This is a genomic window from Ruegeria sp. CG1 (assembly GCF_056537265.1).
This window is the reverse complement of the sequence record NZ_JBQFRF010000003.1, coordinates 392,123-411,088: the sequence shown is the minus strand read 5'-3', so window position 1 is coordinate 411,088 and position 18,966 is coordinate 392,123. Positions and strand designations below refer to the sequence as shown.

Here is an 18,966-nt window from a genome sequence, read left to right as displayed (position 1 = left end):
CGTTACTGCCCGCTACTCACATCTACTTTTGTGTTCCACCAGTCTTCGCTGGCCGTTTTGTTCATTCGGATGGTCGGTCGCTGCCCCAGTCGCATGTCGACCACGGCCACGTCACGTTCCAGAAGGTCCTGCACCTCGTTCACCGCCAACACGCGTTCCAGTGCGCGGGCCGGGCGTTCGGTCGGCAGCATGATGCGCTGGTTGCGATCCAGCACCAGATCCCAACGCCGCTCGCCCACGCGGACGAGGCCTCGGACCCGCTCGCCCAGGCTGCGGGCTGTGGTCAGGATTTGCAGCGCCTCGGGGACATGTTTGTTCGCGCCCTTCCCTGCGATCAGTGGCAGGGCTGCGTGATCGGCGCGTGCTGAAACACGGTCAACATGGGCTCCGGTTTCATCCAATAGCTCGATCCCGTCTCGGGTGCGCCAGACGATGACCGGCTGGCGTTCGACCACATCAACCTGAAGAATCCCGCCAGGGCGAATGCGTACGGTTGCCGATTTCACCGGGTCAAGCCCGGTGATGGTGTCGCGGATCAACTCCACATCCAGATCCCACGAGCTGAGCGGGAAATCGAGCGGCACGATCTCGCGGATATCCTCAGACAGTGCGGTTCCTGCCCCGTCGATGGCCATCAGGTTGACCATGAATTCGGGGCGCTCCTGGATCGAGGTCTTGATGTCGGCGATATAGGTGCTGACCGCCTCACGACGTTCTTCGGCGGCAAAGAAGCCACCCACCAAACCAACGACGGTCAGAACCGGCAGGCCAATTTTTAGCCCGCGCCGGATGCCGGGGGTGAGCATCCAGCGCTGAAAGCGGTAGCTGAGGCGCGAGGGCGCGGGGTCCACGTTGCGCGCGCGGCCAAAAAGACGCGCCCCGCGCAAATGCAGCTTAGGTTCGGTTTTGGGCTCGGGCCTTGGCGCGGCGGTGAAATCGGCATCCGGCCCCGCCAACGGTTTGGTCCGGTGAATCACCGGCGCGCGGGTGGCGGTCAGCGGTCGCATGAGGCGTCCTCCACCATCCAGGCGCAGAGCTGGCCGAAACTGATGCCAAGATGCTCGGCCTGTTCGGGTACCAGCGAAGTCGGCGTCATGCCAGGCTGGGTGTTGGTTTCCAGCAGAAACAACCCGTCGGCACCCCTGCCGTCATCCCAGCGGTAATCGGTACGGGACACACCGCGACAACCCAGCGCGTTATGCGCCTTCACCGCATAGTCCATGCAGCGGTCAAAGATGTCCTGCGGAATGTCAGCGGGCAGCACATGCCACGAGCCGCCGGGCTTGTACTTGGCATCATAATCGTACCAACCGCCATCGGTCATGATCTCGGTCACCGTCAGGGCGCGATCGCCCATCACGGTCACGGTCAGTTCACGGCCCGCGACGTATTTCTCGACCATCACCTGATCAGGCATCGCCTCGTCCAGTTGCGGCGGGCCGTTGGCATTTTCATGCACGATATAGATGCCGACGCTGGAACCTTCGTTGTTGGGCTTGGCCACATAGGGCGGCTCCATCACATGGACCTCGACCACCTCGACCTTGGGAACGATCAGGCTGGGTACGATAGGTAATCCTTCGGCGGCGTAGACCTCTTTGCTGCGCTGTTTGTCCATCGCAAGGGCCGAAGCCAGCACGCCGGAATGCGTGTAAGGAATGCGCATCCATTCCAGTAGCCCCTGCACACAGCCATCCTCGCCCCAGCGTCCATGCAGGGCGTTGAACACCACATCGGGTTTGATATCGGTAAGGCGAGCAGCAAGGTCCGGACCTGCGTCCAGTTCGACCACTTCAAAGCCTTCTCCCACAAGGGCGGCTGCGCATTCGCGCCCAGAGCTGAGAGACACCTCGCGTTCCGCCGAGGGGCCGCCCATCAACACCGCCACTTTGGGGTTTGTCCTGCTCGACATACCCAATGTGCGCCTCAATGTCCCCGGACCTTATGTGGTGGTCCGTACTGCGTTTATGCCTTTGATCCGTCGTCCTAATTTGCCTGTTATGGTCTGACGGTCGGGGCTTTATTCTTCCAGCGGATCACCGACCCGCATGATTTCCCACTCTAGCGTGATGCCGCTTGTTTCGTAAACCTTTTTTCGCACCTCTTCGCCCAGACCTTCGAGGTCTGCGGCGGTGGCGTCGCCTGTATTGATCATGAAATTCGAGTGTTTGGGACTCATCTGCGCGCCACCTTTTGTGGCCCCGCGCATACCCGCGTCATCGATCACTTTCCACGCCTTGAGGTCATGCACATCGTCCGCGCGCCCAGTCGACGAGAACCCGGCTGGATTACGGAAGGTCGACCCGGCGCTGCGGTCCTTGGTGGGTTGAGTTTCGTCGCGCTTTTTTAGCTGCGCCTCCATGCGAGCGTGCAGCTCAGCTGGATCGCCCGAGGGGCCTTGAAACGTCGCCGAGATCAGCACCGCGCCTTCGGGCAGGTCGGACTGGCGATAGCGGAAGCTGAGGTCTTGCGGGGTCAGGTCCACGATCTCTCCGGCGCGGGTGACGACGGTAGCCTTTTGCAACACATCCGCCGTATAGCTGCCGTAACAGCCCGCGTTCATGCGCACGGCCCCGCCGATCGAGCCTGGTATCGTGCGCAGGAAAGTCAGGTCCACACCTCCATCCGCTGCTTTACGCGCCACATGCGCATCCAGCGCGGCGGCACCCGCGCTGACGGTATTGCCCTCGACCGAGATGCCATTGAACCCGCGCCCCAATCGGATCACCACCGCCCGCAGACCACCATCACGGACGATCAGATTGGATCCGACACCCATAGGAAAGATGGGAACATCCGCAGGCAGATCACGTAGAAACGACTGAAGGTCTTCGGTATCGGCGGGTTGAAACAGATAATCCGCTGGTCCGCCGACGCGCAGCCAGGTGAGTTCGGAAAGAGAACGCGCCGCGGACAGGCGGCCACGGACGTCGGGCAGTTCGCTCATGCGCCTTCCCGCGATGCAAGGCTGCGCCCGCCTACTCCACCCATGATCACCGCAAACAGGAAGGGCAGGACCGCACCGGTCAGCCAGACGAAGGGTCCGAACGCCTGTTCTTCTTCTCCTGTCCCGACACCGGCCAGCACTATGATCAGTACCAGACCAAGGGCCGAGGTCAGCCCGATCAGCCACAGCAGTGCCTTGAGGCCGATCCAGCGCGCGGCGACAAAACCCGCAAGCGTCCCGAGGATCAGGGTAATCAGCGGCAAATAGGCGAAAGTGGCGATGTCGACCATGGGGGCCTCCTGAAAATGGCCAGTTACTTGTTCGCCGCCTTCATGCCCTGCATTTTCGCCTTTGTCCAACGGGTGAGGTAAATCACCGGCCAACGCAGAACTGACATACCTGCCGCCAGAACCAGCAGCCCGATCCATGGACCATTTTCATAGGTGACATAGCCTAGGATGGGGACGCCAACGGCGATCAGGAAATAGGCGCGCCGCCAATGGTTGTCCTTGCTGGGCAACATCGCCAACACGTTGGCGACAACACCCCACAGACCGGCAAGCGCAATCGACCAGTTCATTCCGACACCTCTTTACCCGTCCACTTGCGCCAGTAGTAGCGGATCGGGTTGCGGTACATCGAAACAAAACCGCCAGCAGCCAGGACTCCGACGAACCAGCCATAGTCTAAACTCAGCCACAGAATCAGAGCAGGCGCGCTGGCAAACAGTACAACACCCGGTGGGAATTGCAGGTGCATCGGCAGCATCGCCACAATGGTGGAAGCGAAGACCCAGACGCAGGCGAGTATGAGCGACAACGCCACGAGGTTAGCTCGCTTTGGCGATTAACCGGTCAGGCAAACCGTTGGCCCAGGTACTGATCGTACCTGCGCCGAGGCAGACAACCATATCGCCCGGGCGGGCCTGTTCACGGACAAGGCGGGCGAGGTCTTCTTCGTTCAAGATCGCGCGCGCGTGGCGGTGGCCGTGGCGGATCAGGCCCTGCACAAGATCGTCACGGCTGGCACCTTCGATCGGATCTTCGCCTGCGGCAAAGACCTCGGCAATAGCGACCACGTCGGCGTCGTTGAAGCAGGTGCAGAAATCGTCGAACAGGTCGGACAGGCGGGAATAGCGGTGAGGCTGGTGGACGGCGATAACGCGGCCCTCGGTGGCCTGACGTGCGGCCTTGAGAACGGCGGCGATTTCGACCGGATGGTGGCCGTAATCGTCGATGATGGTGACGCCGTCAATTTCTCCAACCTTCGTGAAGCGGCGATTGACGCCGCCGAAATTGGCCAGCGCGTCGCGAATTTCCGAAGCTTTCATGCCCAGATGACGGGCCACGGCCACAGCGGAAAGCGCATTCGAGACGTTGTGATCGCCGGGCATCGGCAGGGTACAGCCCTCAATCACCTTGTCTTCGTGGCGCAAATGGATGTCGAAATGGGCAACGCCGCCCTTATAGGTCAGGTTTTCGGCCCGCACATCGGCCTGTGCGTTGAAACCATAGGTGCGCACGCGGCGGTCGGAGATGCGGCCAACAAGCGCCTGCACCTCGGCATGATCTGTGCAGCAGACGGCCAAGCCATAAAACGGCAGGTTCGAGACGAACTCGTAAAACCCGTCGCGCAGTTGGTCGAAATCGCCCCAGTGCTCCATATGCTCGGGGTCGATATTGGTGACGATGGCGATGGTTGCAGGCAGGCGATTGAATGAGCCGTCGCTCTCATCCGCTTCAACCACCATCCATTCGCCCTGCCCCATGCGGGCGTTGCTGCCATAGGCGTGGATGATGCCGCCATTGATGACTGTGGGGTCGAAATCGCCCGCGACCATCAGTTCCGCCATCATAGTGGTTGTTGTGGTCTTACCGTGAGTTCCGGCGATGGCAATGTTCGAGCGCAGGCGCATGAGTTCCGCCAGCATGTCGGCGCGACGGACGACGGGCAGGCCCTGCGCGCGTGCCTCGTCCAGTTCCGGGTTCCCCGGTTTGATCGCGGTTGAGACCACGACTACGGCGGCGTTCTGCAAGTTCTCGGAACGCTGGCCTTCGAAAATCTCAGCACCCAGCCCAGCCAGCCGGTCAGTAATCTTCGAGGTTTTCAAGTCCGAACCTTGTACACGGTAGCCAAGATTCAAAAGCACCTCTGCGATACCCGACATCCCGATCCCACCGATGCCCACGAAGTGGATCGGTCCAACGTCCTGCGGCAGTTTGGTTGCTGGATTCATGAGGTCTCCTTCTGCGCCAGTTGCTCGACAAGGGCGACCAGACGCTCGGTGGCGTCCGGTGCCCCGACCGATAGCGCGGCATGGGCCATTTGCTGTGCGGCTTCGGGGTTGGTGAGAACCGTGGTCATTTGCTGTGTCAGCGCGGGAACGTCAAGGGCGTTTTCGGGGATCATGATCGCCCCACCTGCCTGAACCAACCCACGCGCGTTGGCTGTTTGATGATCTCCGGCAGCCGTGGCAAGCGGGATCAAAATCGACGGACGGCCAATCACGGAAATGTCGGCAATACTGGAGGCACCCGACCGGCTGACAACCAGCTGCGCGTCGGACATGCGGCGAGGTACGTCATCAAAGAAAGGCTGTACATCGGCGCGTATGCCGTGATCGGCGTAAAAGGCCTTGACCCGTTCACCATCCTCATCGCGGGCCTGATGCGAGACGCGGATGTACCCGCGCAGATATTCCGGCAGTGCAGCGATGGCCCCCGGCACCACGTCACTGAGGATACGTGCGCCCTGAGAGCCGCCCATCACCAGGACGGACATCGGGTACTCCCCAGGCGGGATATAGGGGGCAGCAGCGCGCTCAAGAACGGAGGCGCGAACCGGGTTACCAGTGTGTATGCCCTTGGACCCTTCAGGCAGATCGGTGGGCCAGACACCACAGGCCACTTGAGCCACACGCGTGGCAAACAGTTGGTTTACCCGGCCCAGAACGCCATTTTGTTCATGGATCATACGCGGCAGCTTCAGCAGGATGGCCGCGCCCAGCGCCGGTATCGACGGATAGCCGCCAAAGCCCACCACCACATCCGGCTTGTCACGCATCATCTGCGCAGCCATGCCAGTGACTCCAGCAGCAATCTTGGGTCCAACCAACATCTTGGCAGCCAAACCGCCTCGGGCGAAGGTGGCCGAGGATGCCTCGACAATCTCGACGTCTGCAGGGAACGCGCCGGTATAGCGCGCTCCGCGCGGGTCGGTGGATAGGCGCACACGCCAGCCTTTCTGCTGCATCGCCTCGGCCAACGCCTGCGCAGGGAACATGTGGCCCCCGGTGCCACCTGCTGCGATTAGTAGATAAGTTTTGCCCATCAGCCTCGTCCGCGCAGAATGTCGCCCAGCTCGCCCTGCGGGCGGGTTCGGGTGAAGGCCAGCAACATGCCAACCGCGATGCCACCTGCAATCAGGGACGATCCGCCATAACTGACAAACGGCAGCGTCATGCCCTTGGCGGGCAGAAGACGCACGGCGACGCCCATGTTGATCATAGCCTGCACGCCAAACATGCAGGCCAGACCAGTGCCAGCCAGACGGATGAACATGTCGCGTTCGCGCATCAGCCGCAGCAGCGAACGCACAACGATCAGCGAGTACAGCGCGATGATAATCAGCACCAGAATCAGCCCGTATTCTTCGGCCGCGACCGCGATGATGAAATCCGTATGCGCATCAGGCAGAGACCACTTGACCTGCCCCTCACCCACGCCGACGCCGAACAGACCGCCTTCGCGGATAGCATTGGTGGCATACCCAAGCTGGGTGGTCGGATCGAGTTCCTGATTAAGGAAACCATCGATACGACGGGCAAAGTGCTCGGAATTGGAATAGGCAAACATGCCGCCCAGAACGACCGCCCCGGCCATGCCGACCAGCAGCAGCATCGGGGCTCCTGCAACAAAATACATCACACCCCAACCAAAAAGGATAAGGCAGGCCTGCCCGAAATCGGGCTGCATCACCAACATTGCCACGATGGACATACACAGTGCGAAGGACCACAACCGCCCCGGCGGGCCGTTGATTTCCTGTGATGCGGCCAACAGCCATGCGGCCACTACGACAAAACCGGGCTTGAGGAGCTCGGATGGCTGCAACGAGGCAAAACCCAGCGAATACCAGCGCACCGCGCCTTTGCCAAAGTCTGTACCGAAGACCGGCAAGAAGGCCAGCGCCACGAACGAGGCCAGAAAGCCCAGAATCGCCAGCCGCCGCACCAGTGTCGGCGACATCATTGAGGTCAGCAGCATCGCGACCAGCGCCAGCCCGCCAAAGATCGCCTGACGTTCTACATAGTGGAAAGGATCGAACCCGTTACGCCCCGCTAGTGGCGGCGACGAGGCTAGCCCCAGCAAAAGCCCGATGACAAACAGGATCAGGACGCAGGACATCGTCCAGCGATCAATCGTTCGCCACCACTTCGGAAGAATCGGTTCGCCGCGCTGGTCCTGGACCGCGCCATACACCATCTCAGTCATGAGATACCGCCACTATCTGCCTCGTTAACGTCCCGTTTTCGGGATCTGATTGAGAGTCTACAGGGATTTTTACATTTGGGCTAGCAGAATGACAGGCAGAACTGGAATTCCGGAACGATGAGCCGCCGTTGACAAACGCGCATGCATTCAAGCAGCGCATGCTGCCTGTTCTGATCGACGGCCCGTTGAGGCTCGGTTTGAGTTCATCCAACTACCAACCGCGCCCAACGTCATTGTTCAAAAAGTAAATCGTCAGTCTTTGATGGGGTATCTGTCAGGCTCTTCAAACACATCGATCACTCGGGAACCCGCCTTGATGCGCCCGCCATGCTCCACTCCGGCTGGGATAGAATAGCTGTCGCCGGGCAGATAAACTTTCGTCTCTCCGCCAATGGTGAGTTCAATTTCTCCTTCCACCACCGTACCCCATTGGGCACCATGTGAATGTAGTGGGAGTTCCATTTCTTTAAGAAAAGTAAAAAAGGCGACCAAACCAGCATCAGATCGAATGACTGCCGTCTGCACGACGTCTTCGGGAAATGGCACGTCTAGTCTTGGAAAGTCTGTAATGAAGTTTGGAAAGCGCATATTTTTATCCCTTTAAATGGATTTAACCGGCAAGCATTAGCACAGAGCCTAGCATGTCAGAATGCACTACGAGTAAAAATCCACATACCATATGGCACAAACCCAAGTGCTGCTGAGAAATTCCGTGGGCCAAACCCACACCGTTTTTGGTCTGCGCTCTTGCCATCGCTCACAATCCACGCCATGCGCAGCATATGGATTTCGAGACGATCATCCTCGGTGCTGGCGCGGCCGGCATGATGTGCGCAGCCCATTGCGGTGGCCAGGCGCTGGTGATCGACCATGCAAAAGCTCCCGGAGAAAAGATCCGCATCTCGGGTGGTGGACGATGCAATTTCACCAATATGTATGCGGGACCGGGCAATTTCCTGTCTCAGAATCCGCATTTCAGCAAATCAGCGCTGGCGCGATATACACAGTGGGACTTCATCGAACTGGTCGATCGCCATGGCATTGCATGGCATGAAAAAACGCTTGGGCAATTGTTCTGCGACGGGTCTTCGAAACAGATCGTCCAGATGCTGCTGAATGAAATGGTCAAGGCCGAGGCCGAGCTCTGGGTGCAGACGTCGCTGCGCAACTTGCGCAAAACCGAAAGCGGTTTCGCTTTGGATGTCGAACGCGATGGCAAGCACATCCCTCTGACCTGTCGTAATCTGGTTCTGGCCACGGGTGGCAAATCGATCCCCAAAATGGGCGCAACGGGGTTGGCCTATGACATCGCGCAGCAATTCGGGCTGCAGATAACCGAGACACGAGCGGCGCTGGTGCCGTTCACCTTCTCGGACGGTCGGTTCAAGGATTTGTCCGGCGTCTCCCTGCCCGCTCGACTATCAAACGAGCGCACCAGTTTCGACGAGGCTTTGTTGTTCACCCATCGCGGGTTGAGCGGTCCTTCGGTGCTGCAATTGTCTTCGTACTGGCGCGAGGGTGAGGCAATATGGGTCAACCTGATCCCCGATTTGCCTTTATACGATCTACTTCGCGATCAGCGGCAGGCTGTTGGGCGCAAGGCGCTGACCACCGAATTGGCACGCCACCTGCCCACGCGTCTGGTGGAATACCTCGCACACCATATCCCGATGAAGGGCAATCTTGCGGATCAGTCCGACACGGCGCTGTCGGAACTGATCGCCGCATTGTCCAACTGGCGGCTTACGCCGTCGGGCACCGAGGGCTATCGCACCGCCGAGGTCACTCTGGGCGGGATCGACACTGACGGGCTGTCGTCTAAAACGATGGAGGCCAGGGATGTCCCCGGCCTCTATGTCATTGGTGAAGCGGTGGATGTCACCGGCTGGCTTGGCGGTTACAACTTCCAATGGGCGTGGTCCTCGGGCCACGCCGCCGGAAGTGCCATCGCAAGCCGTTAGCCTACGACGTTGTAACCCCGTCCGCGCATACAGTTGCGCACAATGACTTCCTTGTTCTGGTTCTTGTTGATCACGTCAGCACCTGCACCAACCAACGCACCGGCAACGGCGGCGCGACCCAGGTTGTCGCTGCTGTCCTGAACGATGCCGGTGACGGCTGCAGCACCTGCAGCGCCGATTGCGGCATTACCTGCGGTCGATCCGTCAACGCTGGCCTGCGAGGCTGCAAGTTGCTGGCACTGATACAGGTCCGAGTTGTAGTTCGGGCCTACAGGGCCATCGATCACGGGCTGATAGTTGGCCCCGGTATTGGTGCAAGCCGCAGCAGCCAGCAGCGCTGGAACGACCAGAAGAAGTTTACGGTTTGGCATATTCATGACCTCGTGTTGAATTTCCTGAAGGCAAAAACCAATGCAGGCAGTGCGTCAAGCAGATAGGCCCACAGCTTCGCCGAACCGGCGATCTATTGCAAACGCATTGCTTTCAGAGGCGTTTTTTAACCTGAACCACGAAGTCATCGCCACGTTGTTCGAAGTTGTCATACTGGTCGAAACTGGCCGCAGCAGGTGCCAATAGAACGGTTTCACCGGGCTGCGCATCGGCCATGGCCTGCATAACCGCCGCTTCCATAGTGGTGCAGACTTGCGCATCGGCCTGCAACTGCATTGCAAAGCTCGCCGCCTCACGCCCGATGACGTAGGCCTTGATTACGTGGTCCCCTGCCCCGTTCAGCGCCTCAAGCCCGCCTTCTTTCTCAAGCCCGCCACAGATCCAACGTATCTTCGTGAACGCGCTCAAGGCTTTGAGGGCGCTATCTACGTTGGTAGCTTTCGAGTCGTTCACATAGGTCACGCCATCCGCCTCGGCGATGATCTGGCTACGATGCGGCAGACCGGGGAAACTGTGCAGCGCATCTTCTATGACGCGCGGCGCAAGGCCCAATGAGCGACAGGCGGCATAGGCAGCACATGCGTTCTGGTGATTATGCGCACCGGGCAGGCCCTTGATCTCACGCAGGTCGATCGATCCGGCCTGACGGCCCTTGCGGTATTCCGACAGGAAACCCTTGCGGGCAAAGACCTGCCAACCCGCCCCGGTCAGCTTGCGCGCCACCGAGACGCGGATCACCCGGTCATCCGACGGCCCCTCGGCCAGCTGCCCGGCCAGAAACGCGCCCTCGGCTTCATCGATGCCGATCACGGCGCGGTCCGGGCCGCCTTCGGCGAACAGGCGACGTTTGGCGGCAAAGTAACCACCCATTCCACCATGTCGATCCAAGTGATCATGTGAAAGATTGGTGAAAACCGCCACATCCGGCGTCAGTGCGCGGGCCAGTTCGGTCTGGTAGCTCGATAGCTCCAGTACCACGACAGATCCATCGCCACCTGGGTCGATGTCCAGCACGCCGCGCCCAATGTTACCCGCCAGTTGCGAGTCGCGCCCGGCCTCGGTCAGAATGTGTTGGATCAACGCAGCGGTGGTTGATTTGCCATTCGATCCCGTCACCGCGATGACGCGCGGTGGGATGTCGTAGTTGTTCCATTCAGGGCCTGCGAAAGAGCGAAAGAACAGACCTATATCATTGTCGACCGGAACTCCGGCTTCCAATGCAGCGGCCACAACCGAGTTCGGCGCGGGGTAGAGATGAGGGATGCCGGGCGAGACAATTAGTGCGGCAATATCGTCAAACGCCCCGTGGCGGCGCAGATCGACACACGAGAATCCCTCGACCTCTGCCGCTTCACGCGCGGCGGGGTTGTCATCCCAGCAGATCGGCTCAGCCCTGCCAGCGCGCAGCGCTCGTGCGGTGGTCAGACCCGACCGACCTAGCCCCAGAACCGCTACTTTCTGCCCTGAAAACCCTTTGACCGGGATCATTGCCATACACCTTCTATCCGAGCCGCTCTTCCAGCCAGTCCGCCCGCCAAGAGACCGGCCCTTTTGGAACGTTTTCTATTACGAACCCATAGTCTGGTAACCGGTCGCACAAAGCATCGTATTCCGCAATAGCTGCGGCCAAGTTGTGCCGCCGGTCATCATCCTGTTCGAATATCTCAGGCCAAGGAGGAAAGAGAAACACGCATGGGTCGTAGCCCAAGTGCAGTATCTGTTCACGCACTTTGGTCTCCAACGGTGTACCGGTTCGATCAAACCAAATCATCGCGTCCAATGCCGAACGATCAAATAGCACAAGATCATCTTTGGCATTGTTGAAGTCTGATATCGCAAGTTCAATGATCCGGCGGCAGAATGCCTCGGTGTTGACCCAAGGCAGAGCGCGACCACCACCTTGTCTTTCCTCGGCAATGACACGACGACCCGGCTCGGAAACTGTTGAATATCCGCGACGGGCCATCTCCTCCAGCAGTGTTGATTTGCCACCACTGGAGAATCCAGAAAGCACGACGCAACGCGGGCTCATCTGACTTTCAGCGTCGCCAGCCCGATCATCGCTAAGATCAGTGAAATGATCCAGAACCGGATCACGATGGTGGGTTCAGCCCAGCCCTTTTTCTCATAATGGTGATGGATCGGCGCCATCAAGAACACCCGCTTTCCGGTCCGTTTGAAATAAAGAACCTGGATGATCACACTTAAAGCTTCAACCACGAACAGCCCGCCCACGACTGCCAATACCAACTCGTGTTTGGTAGCAACGGCAATCGCGCCCAGCGCACCACCCAGAGCCAGTGATCCGGTATCACCCATGAAAACCGCCGCCGGAGGGGCGTTGTACCACAGGAATCCCAGCCCCGCACCAAACAGCGCTGAAGTGAAGATGAAGATTTCACCGGTGCCAGGCACATAGTGAACATCAAGATACTCGGTGAAGTCGACCCGCCCAACCGCATAGGCAATCACACCAAGGGTCGAGGCCGCGATCATCGCGGGCATGATCGCCAGCCCGTCCAGACCATCTGTCAGGTTCACCGCGTTGGCCGCACCCACAATGACGATCACCGCAAAAGGGATATAGAAAAGGCCAAGATTGATCAGCGTATCCTTGAACACCGGCAGAGCCAGCTGGTTCTGCAAATCGCTGGGATGGTGCAGCGTCGCCCAGAGTGACGCCAGCACGGCAATGATGATTCCCAGCGCCAACCGCATCTTACCGGAAACGCCCTTAGTGTTCTGCTTTGAGACCTTGGCATAATCGTCCGCAAAGCCGATGGCCGCATAGGCCAGCGTCACGAACAGTACCATCCAGACATATGGATTGTCCCAGCGCGCCCAGATCAGGGTCGACGTGACCAGAGCGCCCACGATCAGCAGACCGCCCATGGTAGGGGTTCCAGCCTTGGACAGATGCGCCTCGGGGCCGTCATCGCGGATTGGTTGACCTTTGCCTTGCCGTTTGCGCAATACGTTGATCAAGGGTTTTCCGAACAAAAACCCAAAAATCAGCGCAGTCAGAAAGGCGCCCCCTGCCCGGAAGGTGATATAGCGGAAGAGGTTCCAGAAATCCCCACCGTCCGACAGGGCGGTTAACCAATAGAGCATTACAAAACCTTTCTCACAATACGGCGGCTCTCTGGCGCGCTGCCATGCCCCATTTGCCGCAGACCGTCAACGATCTGTGCCAGAGCCATGCTGAGAGAGCCTTTGGCCATCACTACATCGCCGCTACGGATCAATTCCGGCAGATGGGCGGCCATCTCATCGCTGGTTTCCGTCCACAACCCGCGCTTGCCCTCGGGCAGAGCCTGATGCAGCGCTTGCATCAACGGGCCGATGCAATGAACCTGATCAACAAGCGCCATCGCAGGCACCTCGGCCATGGCGGCGTGCATCGCCTGCTCTTGCGCACCAAGCTCTTTCATGTCGCCCAGAAACGCGATCTTGCGTTTGCCCGCCGACGTAGACAGCACGTCGAGAGCGGCCTCCATCGAGGTTGGATTGGCGTTGTAGCTGTCATCGAGCAGTTCAATCTGCCCGCCATCTGGCAGCGCGATCACCTCGCGCACACCGCGCCCTTTGACCGGAGACCAGCCGCGCAGACCGGCAATCGCCTGATCCAGATCGACCCCCAACGCGACACAGGCCGCCAGAGCGCCCAGCGCATTCATAGCAAAGTGAGTTCCCGCGGATTGGACATCGAATGTGATGTCTGCGCCGCCGACAATACCGTGTCCCCGCACCGAGTCAGGGCCTTGGAGCACGTTGGTCAGGGCATAGTCCCGCGCCTTGTGGCCAAATTCGACGATCCTTGCACCATGCGCAGCGGCGCAGTCGCGCAAGATGCCCGCGTGTTCGATATCGGCGTTGACGATAGCGGTGCCGCCCTCGGCCAGCCCGTCGAAGATCGCAGCCTTTTCAAAAGCAATACCCGCAACGGAGTCGAAGGCTTCGAGGTGGACGGCGGCTACTGTGGTCACCAGCCCCACATGCGGTTGCGCCTGACGCGCCAGCGGAGCGATTTCGCCCGGATGATTCATGCCGATCTCGATCACCGCGAACTCGGTGTCGCGCGGCATTCGCGCCAGCGTCAAAGGCACGCCCCAATGGTTATTGTAGCTGGCGACGCTGGCATGAGTTTTGCCTTGCGTCTCCAGAATGCTGGCCAGCATTTCCTTGGTCGAGGTTTTACCCACGCTGCCAGTCACCCCCACCACGCGTGCACCTGTCCGGGCGCGAGCCGCCTGCCCCAACGCCTCTAGACCCGTCTGCACATCGTCGACGATCAACAGCGGTGCATCTTCGGGCACGCCTTCGGGAATATGCGACACAAGCACTGCGCCTGCGCCTTTTTCAAGCGCTTGGGCGACGAAATCATGGCCGTCGCGGGCAGCCTTCAACGCAACGAACAGGTCACCCGGCTGCAAGGTGCGCGTGTCGATGGAGACGCCGTTCACCTGCCAATCGGTGGTGGCGCGCCCGTTGGTGGCCTCTGCGGCCTCGGCTGCGGTCCAGAGCCTCATGCGACCCTCCCGTCCAGCGCGGCAACGCTGATACTGGCCTGTTCCACATCGTCAAAGGGCAGGACCTGATCTCCGACGATCTGGCCGGTTTCGTGTCCCTTGCCCGCAATCAGCAGAGCGTCGCCCGGTTGCAGCGCGTCGATGCCGCGCAGGATGGCCTCGGCCCGGTCGCCGACTTCCGTGGCTTCGGGTGCGCCCAACATGACAGCACCGCGGATGGTGGCCGGGTCTTCGCTGCGTGGGTTGTCATCGGTAACAAAGACCAGATCGGCGTTTTCAGCAGCGGCCCGCCCCATCAATGGGCGTTTAGTGGCGTCTCGGTCACCGCCTGCACCAACAATGGCGATCAGACGTCCCATGACATGCGGGCGCATCGCCTTCAGTGCAGTGGCCACGGCATCCGGCGTATGCGCGTAATCGACAAACACCGCCGCGCCGTTGTCGCGGGTGGCAGCCAGCTGCATCCGTCCGCGCACGGTGATCAGGTGCGGCAAGGTTTCGAACACGCGGTCGGGGTCCTCGCCCGCCGCGATGACCAATCCGCAAGCCAGCAAAACGTTCTCGGCCTGAAAGCCGCCGATCAGATTCAGGCGGGTTTGATAGGCCTTGCCTTTCCATGAAAAGCGCAAATCCTGCCCGGTCGCGTCAAAGCGTTGATTCAGAAGACAAAGATCAGAACCCTCAGGGCCTACGGTGATGATATTCTGGCCGCGTGCCTCGGCGATCTTGCGCATCTCGGCACCCTTGGGATCGCCAAGGTTGACCACAGCGACCCCGTCTTCGGGCAGCACACGATCAAACAGACCCGCCTTGGCTGCGAAATAAGCCTCGAACGTGTCGTGATAGTCCAGATGATCCTGCGTGAAATTCGAGAACCCGGCAGCGGTCAGATGCACCCCGTCCAAGCGACGCTGTTCAAGCCCGTGCGAGGAGGCCTCCATCGCCGCATGGGTCACGCCATTTTCGGCAGCTTCGGCGAGACAGCGGTGCAGAGTGACCGGCTCGGGTGTTGTATGGGCCAGCGGCGCAGTCCATGCGCCTTCGACCCCGGTGGTGCCCAGGTTGACGGCGGCAAGTCCAAGCTCGGTCCAGATCTGGCGGACGAAACTGGCGACCGAGGTTTTTCCATTGGTGCCGGTGACCGCCACGATAGTCTGCGGTTGCGCGCCAAACCAAAGGGCGGCGGCCCCTGCCAGTGCCTGACGGGGGTCTTCCGTGACGATCAGCGCAGCATCGGATGCGGCCAGTTCGTCGGTGGCGATCTCGGCCCCTTTCGCGTCCGTCAGGATCGCGGCGGCCCCCATGCGCAAGGCGTATTGGATGAAGTCTCCACCATGGACTCGGGTGCCGGGAAGGGCTGCAAAGAGGAAACCGTCTTTGACCTCGCGGCTGTCAACAGCCAGACCGGTGATTTCGGGATTGGCCCCTCCCCGTGCGGTCAGGGCCAGTTCGCTGAGTTTCTTTGACCGATTGCCCATGACCCACCTTTCGCTGGACAGCCTAATTTGAGGTCAGCGTTATAGCAGCGCGCGCCTCAGGCTCAAGCCGGGGTCTGAGACCCAATAGCGGCGCCACCCGTCCAATCAGTTCGGCAGCAACGGGAACGGCAGTCCAACCCGCCGTGCGGCGCTTTTCGCCATAGGCCACGATGGACGGTTCATCCAGCGTGACGATTAGCACATATTTCGGATCATAAGCCGGGAAGATGGTGGCGAAGGTGGCAATCACCTTGTCCTCATAGTACCCGCCACGCGGCTTGGGTTTATCGGCAGTACCGGTTTTTCCCGCCACGTCGTACCCTTTGACATCACCAAAGCTGGCGGTGCCATCCGTGACCACTTTGCGTAGCATATTTTGCGCCTGCTTGGCGGTGTTTTCGGACATCACGCGAGGGCCGTATTGCGGGCCATTGCGGCGCAGGATCGTGGGGCTGACATAGTACCCGCCATTGGCAATCGCTGCGTAACCAGCGGCCAGATGCATGGGGCTGGTCGAAAGGCCGTGGCCATAAGAAATCGTCACGGTGCTCAACTCACCCCATTTCTTGGGCTTGAGCGGTTGCCCGCCCTTGGCCTCGACAATCTCGAATGGGGTTGGGTCGAACATGCCCAGCGCGTTCAGAAAATCCTGTTGCCGGTCGGCCCCGATTTGCAAGGCCAGCCGCCCGGTGCCTCGGTTCGAGCTGTACTTGATTACATCCGAGACACTGATCTCACCATAATTCTTGCCGTTAAACTCGCCAATCGGGAAGCGCCCGATTTTCATTGGGCCGGAAGTGTCAATGATGGTGTTGGAGTTCACCAGACCTAGCTGCACCGCCTGCGCGGCGGTGAAGATTTTGAACACCGAACCCAGCTCATAGACACCCTGTACATAGCGATTGAACAGCGGGCTGTCCGAGGGATCGAAGCCCGAGGTCGGTGGGCGCGGACGGTCATTGGGGTCAAAAGACGGCAACGACGCGGCCGAGACGACCTCGCCCGTATGGGCGTTCATCAGAACCGCCGAGGCTCCTTTGGCGTTCATGATCTTCATGCCGCCATAAAGCACCTGTTCCACCGCCGCTTGAACGGTCAGATCCAGCGACAGTTGCAGCGGCTTGTTGCCGTTGGCCGGGTCGCGCAGATAGCCGTCGAACTGTTTTTCGACGCCAGCTACGCCGATCACCTCGGCTGCGCTGACACCTTCGCGGCCAAAGCCCGAGCCGCCCAGAATATGCGCCGCGAGTCTGCCATTGGGATATAACCGCATTTCGCGCGGGCCGAACAGGATGCCGGGATCACCGATGTCATGCACCGCCTGCTTCTGCTCGGGCGAGATGCGCTTCTTGATCCACAGGAATTTTCGCTTACCGGTGAAGTCTTTGACCAAACGCTCTTTTTCCAGATCAGGGAAAATAGCGACCAGTTGCTCGGCTGCGGCGATCGGGTCAATCATCAGCGGTGGCTGCGCATAGACAGAATAGGTGTCCAGATTGGTCGCCAGAATACGGCCTTCGCGATCCACGATATTGGCGCGTTGCATGGCGATGGAGGCCCCCGGCGCACTTGCCAATGGTTCTTGCGCCTCGGATGTCGCCAGAACGCCCATACGAAAGCCTACGACCGAAAAGGCGCAAAAGAAGAAAAGACCCAACACCAACAGGCGGCCCTCGGCGCGCGCGCGGGCGCGGTCTTTCATGTCTTCGTGGCGTTTGCGGATGTTCTCTCGCTCAATCGCCTTGGGGTTTTCACCCTTTGCACGGGCGTCGAGGATACGGGCCAGAGGGCGAAGTGGTGTGCGGGTCATGGAACCTGCACCTCGATCAGTGCCTGAATGTCAGTGACGTCCTGTATTTCAAGCGAGTCGACGATGGGCAGATCCGGGTCCTCGCCATAGGAAATCTGATCGGCGCGACCAAACTGCTCAGCCCGCAGAGGCAGCAAGCTGAGACGTTCGAAATTCAAGTCCGCCAGCTCACGCAAACGATCAGGCCGGTTTAGATAGGCCCATTCAGCATTCAGCACGGCGAGTCGCGCCTGCGCCATACCGATCTGGCCTTGCAGCGACTGCGTTTCCTTCAGCACCTGCTGCGTGCGGTAGTTCTCTTGATAAGCCCAAAGCGCCAGCCCGAACACGGATAGTGCAGTCAACATATACAGAATACTCTTCATCTTGCCCTTCCCCCCAATTGCGGCATGCCGATGGCCCGGGCCTCAATTTCCCCTGCCGGGGCATCCGTTCTTATCGCGACACGCAATTTTGCAGAGCGTGCACGTGGGTTTTCTTCAAGTTCCTGCTCATCCGGCCCAACGGCCTTGCGGGTCTTGAGTATGAATTGCGGCTTCTCCTGCTCCATCTCAGGCGCATAACGGTTGGCGCGTCCGGTTTTGCCCGCGCGCGATTGGAAGAACCGCTTCACCATCCGGTCTTCTATGGAATGGAAAGTCACAACGGCCAGTTGCCCCCCCGGCTTCAAAGCGCGCTCGGCGGCCATAAGCCCCTGAAACAGTTCTTCGTATTCTGCGTTCACCGCGATCCGTAGCCCCTGAAAACTGCGCGTCGCCGGGTGCGATTGGCCCGGTTTGGGGCGCGGCAGGCAGGATTCGATAATCTCGACCAGCCGCAGAGTTGTTCTGATCGGTTCTTCGGCCCGCGCCTTGACGATGGCCTTTGCTATACGACGACTGGCGCGTTCCTCACCGAAATGGAACAGGATGTCGGCCAATTGCGTCTCGGCTGCCGTATTCACCAGATCAGCTGCGCTTTCACCATCTTGGCTCATCCGCATGTCCAACGGACCGTCTTTCATGAAGGAAAAACCGCGTTCAGCCTGATCCAACTGCATGGATGAGACACCAAGATCCAGCACCACGCCGTCCAGATCCTGTGCATATTCATCCATGCGAGAGAACACGCCCTGCTGCATCACCAGCCGGTCACCGTATTCCCCAGCCCAGTTAGCGGCCATTTCAAATGCCAGCGGGTCGCGATCGACGCCAATGACTTTCTCGGCCCCGGCCTCCAGCAACGCACGAGTATAGCCGCCTGCGCCGAATGTGCCGTCCAGCCAGGCACCGGATACCGGCGCCACGGCGGCCAACAATGGGCGCAGAAGAACGGGGATATGAGGTTTGTCCGATGAGGTCTGAGCGCCGGCCATGCCG

General features: G+C 59.9%; 20 protein-coding genes. 1 reads left to right on the top strand and 19 read right to left on the bottom strand.

The genetic code is table 11. The annotated features are described in order from the left end of the window. Nucleotides 1–2: 2 nt before the first annotated feature. From ACR0AU_RS11580 to ACR0AU_RS11535, 10 genes are all read right to left on the bottom strand, one after another. Nucleotides 3–1,007, bottom strand: coding sequence for a cell division protein FtsQ/DivIB (locus ACR0AU_RS11580; RefSeq protein ID WP_170732913.1), 1,005 nt, complete (start codon nucleotides 1,005–1,007; stop codon nucleotides 3–5). Then, complete coding sequence (locus ACR0AU_RS11575) at nucleotides 995–1,912, bottom strand: D-alanine--D-alanine ligase (protein ID WP_480795697.1); 918 nt, start codon at nucleotides 1,910–1,912, stop codon at nucleotides 995–997. The genes ACR0AU_RS11580 and ACR0AU_RS11575 overlap by 13 nt, the downstream gene beginning before the upstream one ends. A 108-nt stretch (nucleotides 1,913–2,020) precedes the next feature. Further along, nucleotides 2,021–2,947: a UDP-N-acetylmuramate dehydrogenase gene (gene murB / locus ACR0AU_RS11570; protein WP_480795696.1), complete on the bottom strand. Its 927-nt coding sequence runs from the start codon at nucleotides 2,945–2,947 to the stop codon at nucleotides 2,021–2,023. Continuing rightward, nucleotides 2,944–3,237, bottom strand: a complete 294-nt coding sequence (locus ACR0AU_RS11565) for a hypothetical protein (protein WP_170401372.1) — start codon at nucleotides 3,235–3,237, stop codon at nucleotides 2,944–2,946. Before ACR0AU_RS11565 ends, murB begins: the two co-directional genes overlap by 4 nt. A gap of 23 nt (nucleotides 3,238–3,260) precedes the next feature. Then, a complete protein-coding gene (locus ACR0AU_RS11560; protein WP_170392032.1) occupies nucleotides 3,261–3,527 on the bottom strand; it encodes a DUF2484 family protein in 267 nt (88 codons plus the stop codon). Then, entirely contained in the window at nucleotides 3,524–3,772 is a 249-nt protein-coding gene (locus tag ACR0AU_RS11555; RefSeq protein WP_170401374.1) for a DUF2484 family protein, read from the bottom strand. Before ACR0AU_RS11555 ends, ACR0AU_RS11560 begins: the two co-directional genes overlap by 4 nt. 4 nt (nucleotides 3,773–3,776) lie before the next feature. Continuing rightward, nucleotides 3,777–5,183 carry a UDP-N-acetylmuramate--L-alanine ligase gene (murC, locus tag ACR0AU_RS11550; RefSeq protein ID WP_170401377.1) on the bottom strand — a complete coding sequence of 469 codons (1,407 nt, stop codon included), beginning with the start codon at nucleotides 5,181–5,183 and terminating at the stop codon, nucleotides 3,777–3,779. Continuing rightward, nucleotides 5,180–6,277, bottom strand: a complete 1,098-nt coding sequence (locus ACR0AU_RS11545) for a UDP-N-acetylglucosamine--N-acetylmuramyl-(pentapeptide) pyrophosphoryl-undecaprenol N-acetylglucosamine transferase (protein WP_480795695.1) — start codon at nucleotides 6,275–6,277, stop codon at nucleotides 5,180–5,182. The genes murC and ACR0AU_RS11545 overlap by 4 nt, the downstream gene beginning before the upstream one ends. After that, entirely contained in the window at nucleotides 6,277–7,440 is a 1,164-nt protein-coding gene (gene ftsW, locus ACR0AU_RS11540) for a putative lipid II flippase FtsW (protein ID WP_480795694.1), read from the bottom strand. Before ftsW ends, ACR0AU_RS11545 begins: the two co-directional genes overlap by 1 nt. 252 nt (nucleotides 7,441–7,692) lie before the next feature. Beyond that, nucleotides 7,693–8,028 carry a cupin domain-containing protein gene (locus tag ACR0AU_RS11535; RefSeq protein WP_170392042.1) on the bottom strand — a complete coding sequence of 112 codons (336 nt, stop codon included), beginning with the start codon at nucleotides 8,026–8,028 and terminating at the stop codon, nucleotides 7,693–7,695. A gap of 194 nt (nucleotides 8,029–8,222) precedes the next feature. Between ACR0AU_RS11535 and ACR0AU_RS11530 the strand changes: the two genes are divergently transcribed. Further along, nucleotides 8,223–9,401 (top strand): BaiN/RdsA family NAD(P)/FAD-dependent oxidoreductase, encoded by a 1,179-nt coding sequence (locus ACR0AU_RS11530; RefSeq protein ID WP_170401383.1) that lies wholly within the window; start codon nucleotides 8,223–8,225, stop codon nucleotides 9,399–9,401. On the opposite strand, the gene ACR0AU_RS11525 is transcribed toward ACR0AU_RS11530, so the two are convergent. From ACR0AU_RS11525 to rsmH, 9 genes are all read right to left on the bottom strand, one after another. Further along, complete coding sequence (locus ACR0AU_RS11525) at nucleotides 9,398–9,772, bottom strand: glycine zipper family protein (protein ID WP_255611713.1); 375 nt, start codon at nucleotides 9,770–9,772, stop codon at nucleotides 9,398–9,400. The two genes, ACR0AU_RS11530 and ACR0AU_RS11525, sit on opposite strands and share 4 nt — an antisense overlap. Before the next feature lie 112 nt (nucleotides 9,773–9,884). Next, nucleotides 9,885–11,279, bottom strand: coding sequence for a UDP-N-acetylmuramoyl-L-alanine--D-glutamate ligase (murD, locus tag ACR0AU_RS11520; protein WP_480795744.1), 1,395 nt, complete (start codon nucleotides 11,277–11,279; stop codon nucleotides 9,885–9,887). A 13-nt stretch (nucleotides 11,280–11,292) separates the two neighbouring features. Further along, complete coding sequence (locus tag ACR0AU_RS11515) at nucleotides 11,293–11,823, bottom strand: AAA family ATPase (protein ID WP_480795693.1); 531 nt, start codon at nucleotides 11,821–11,823, stop codon at nucleotides 11,293–11,295. After that, nucleotides 11,820–12,902: a phospho-N-acetylmuramoyl-pentapeptide-transferase gene (mraY, locus tag ACR0AU_RS11510; RefSeq protein ID WP_170392049.1), complete on the bottom strand. Its 1,083-nt coding sequence runs from the start codon at nucleotides 12,900–12,902 to the stop codon at nucleotides 11,820–11,822. The genes ACR0AU_RS11515 and mraY overlap by 4 nt, the downstream gene beginning before the upstream one ends. Next, complete coding sequence (locus ACR0AU_RS11505; protein WP_480795692.1) at nucleotides 12,902–14,320, bottom strand: UDP-N-acetylmuramoyl-tripeptide--D-alanyl-D-alanine ligase; 1,419 nt, start codon at nucleotides 14,318–14,320, stop codon at nucleotides 12,902–12,904. The genes mraY and ACR0AU_RS11505 overlap by 1 nt, the downstream gene beginning before the upstream one ends. Further along, entirely contained in the window at nucleotides 14,317–15,798 is a 1,482-nt protein-coding gene (locus tag ACR0AU_RS11500) for a UDP-N-acetylmuramoyl-L-alanyl-D-glutamate--2,6-diaminopimelate ligase (protein WP_480591851.1), read from the bottom strand. Before ACR0AU_RS11500 ends, ACR0AU_RS11505 begins: the two co-directional genes overlap by 4 nt. A 22-nt stretch (nucleotides 15,799–15,820) precedes the next feature. Beyond that, entirely contained in the window at nucleotides 15,821–17,608 is a 1,788-nt protein-coding gene (locus ACR0AU_RS11495; RefSeq protein ID WP_170392055.1) for a peptidoglycan D,D-transpeptidase FtsI family protein, read from the bottom strand. Next, complete coding sequence (ftsL, locus tag ACR0AU_RS11490) at nucleotides 17,605–17,973, bottom strand: cell division protein FtsL (RefSeq protein ID WP_480795691.1); 369 nt, start codon at nucleotides 17,971–17,973, stop codon at nucleotides 17,605–17,607. The genes ACR0AU_RS11495 and ftsL overlap by 4 nt, the downstream gene beginning before the upstream one ends. After that, nucleotides 17,970–18,962: a 16S rRNA (cytosine(1402)-N(4))-methyltransferase RsmH gene (gene rsmH / locus ACR0AU_RS11485; protein WP_170733102.1), complete on the bottom strand. Its 993-nt coding sequence runs from the start codon at nucleotides 18,960–18,962 to the stop codon at nucleotides 17,970–17,972. Before rsmH ends, ftsL begins: the two co-directional genes overlap by 4 nt. Nucleotides 18,963–18,966: the final 4 nt, after the last annotated feature.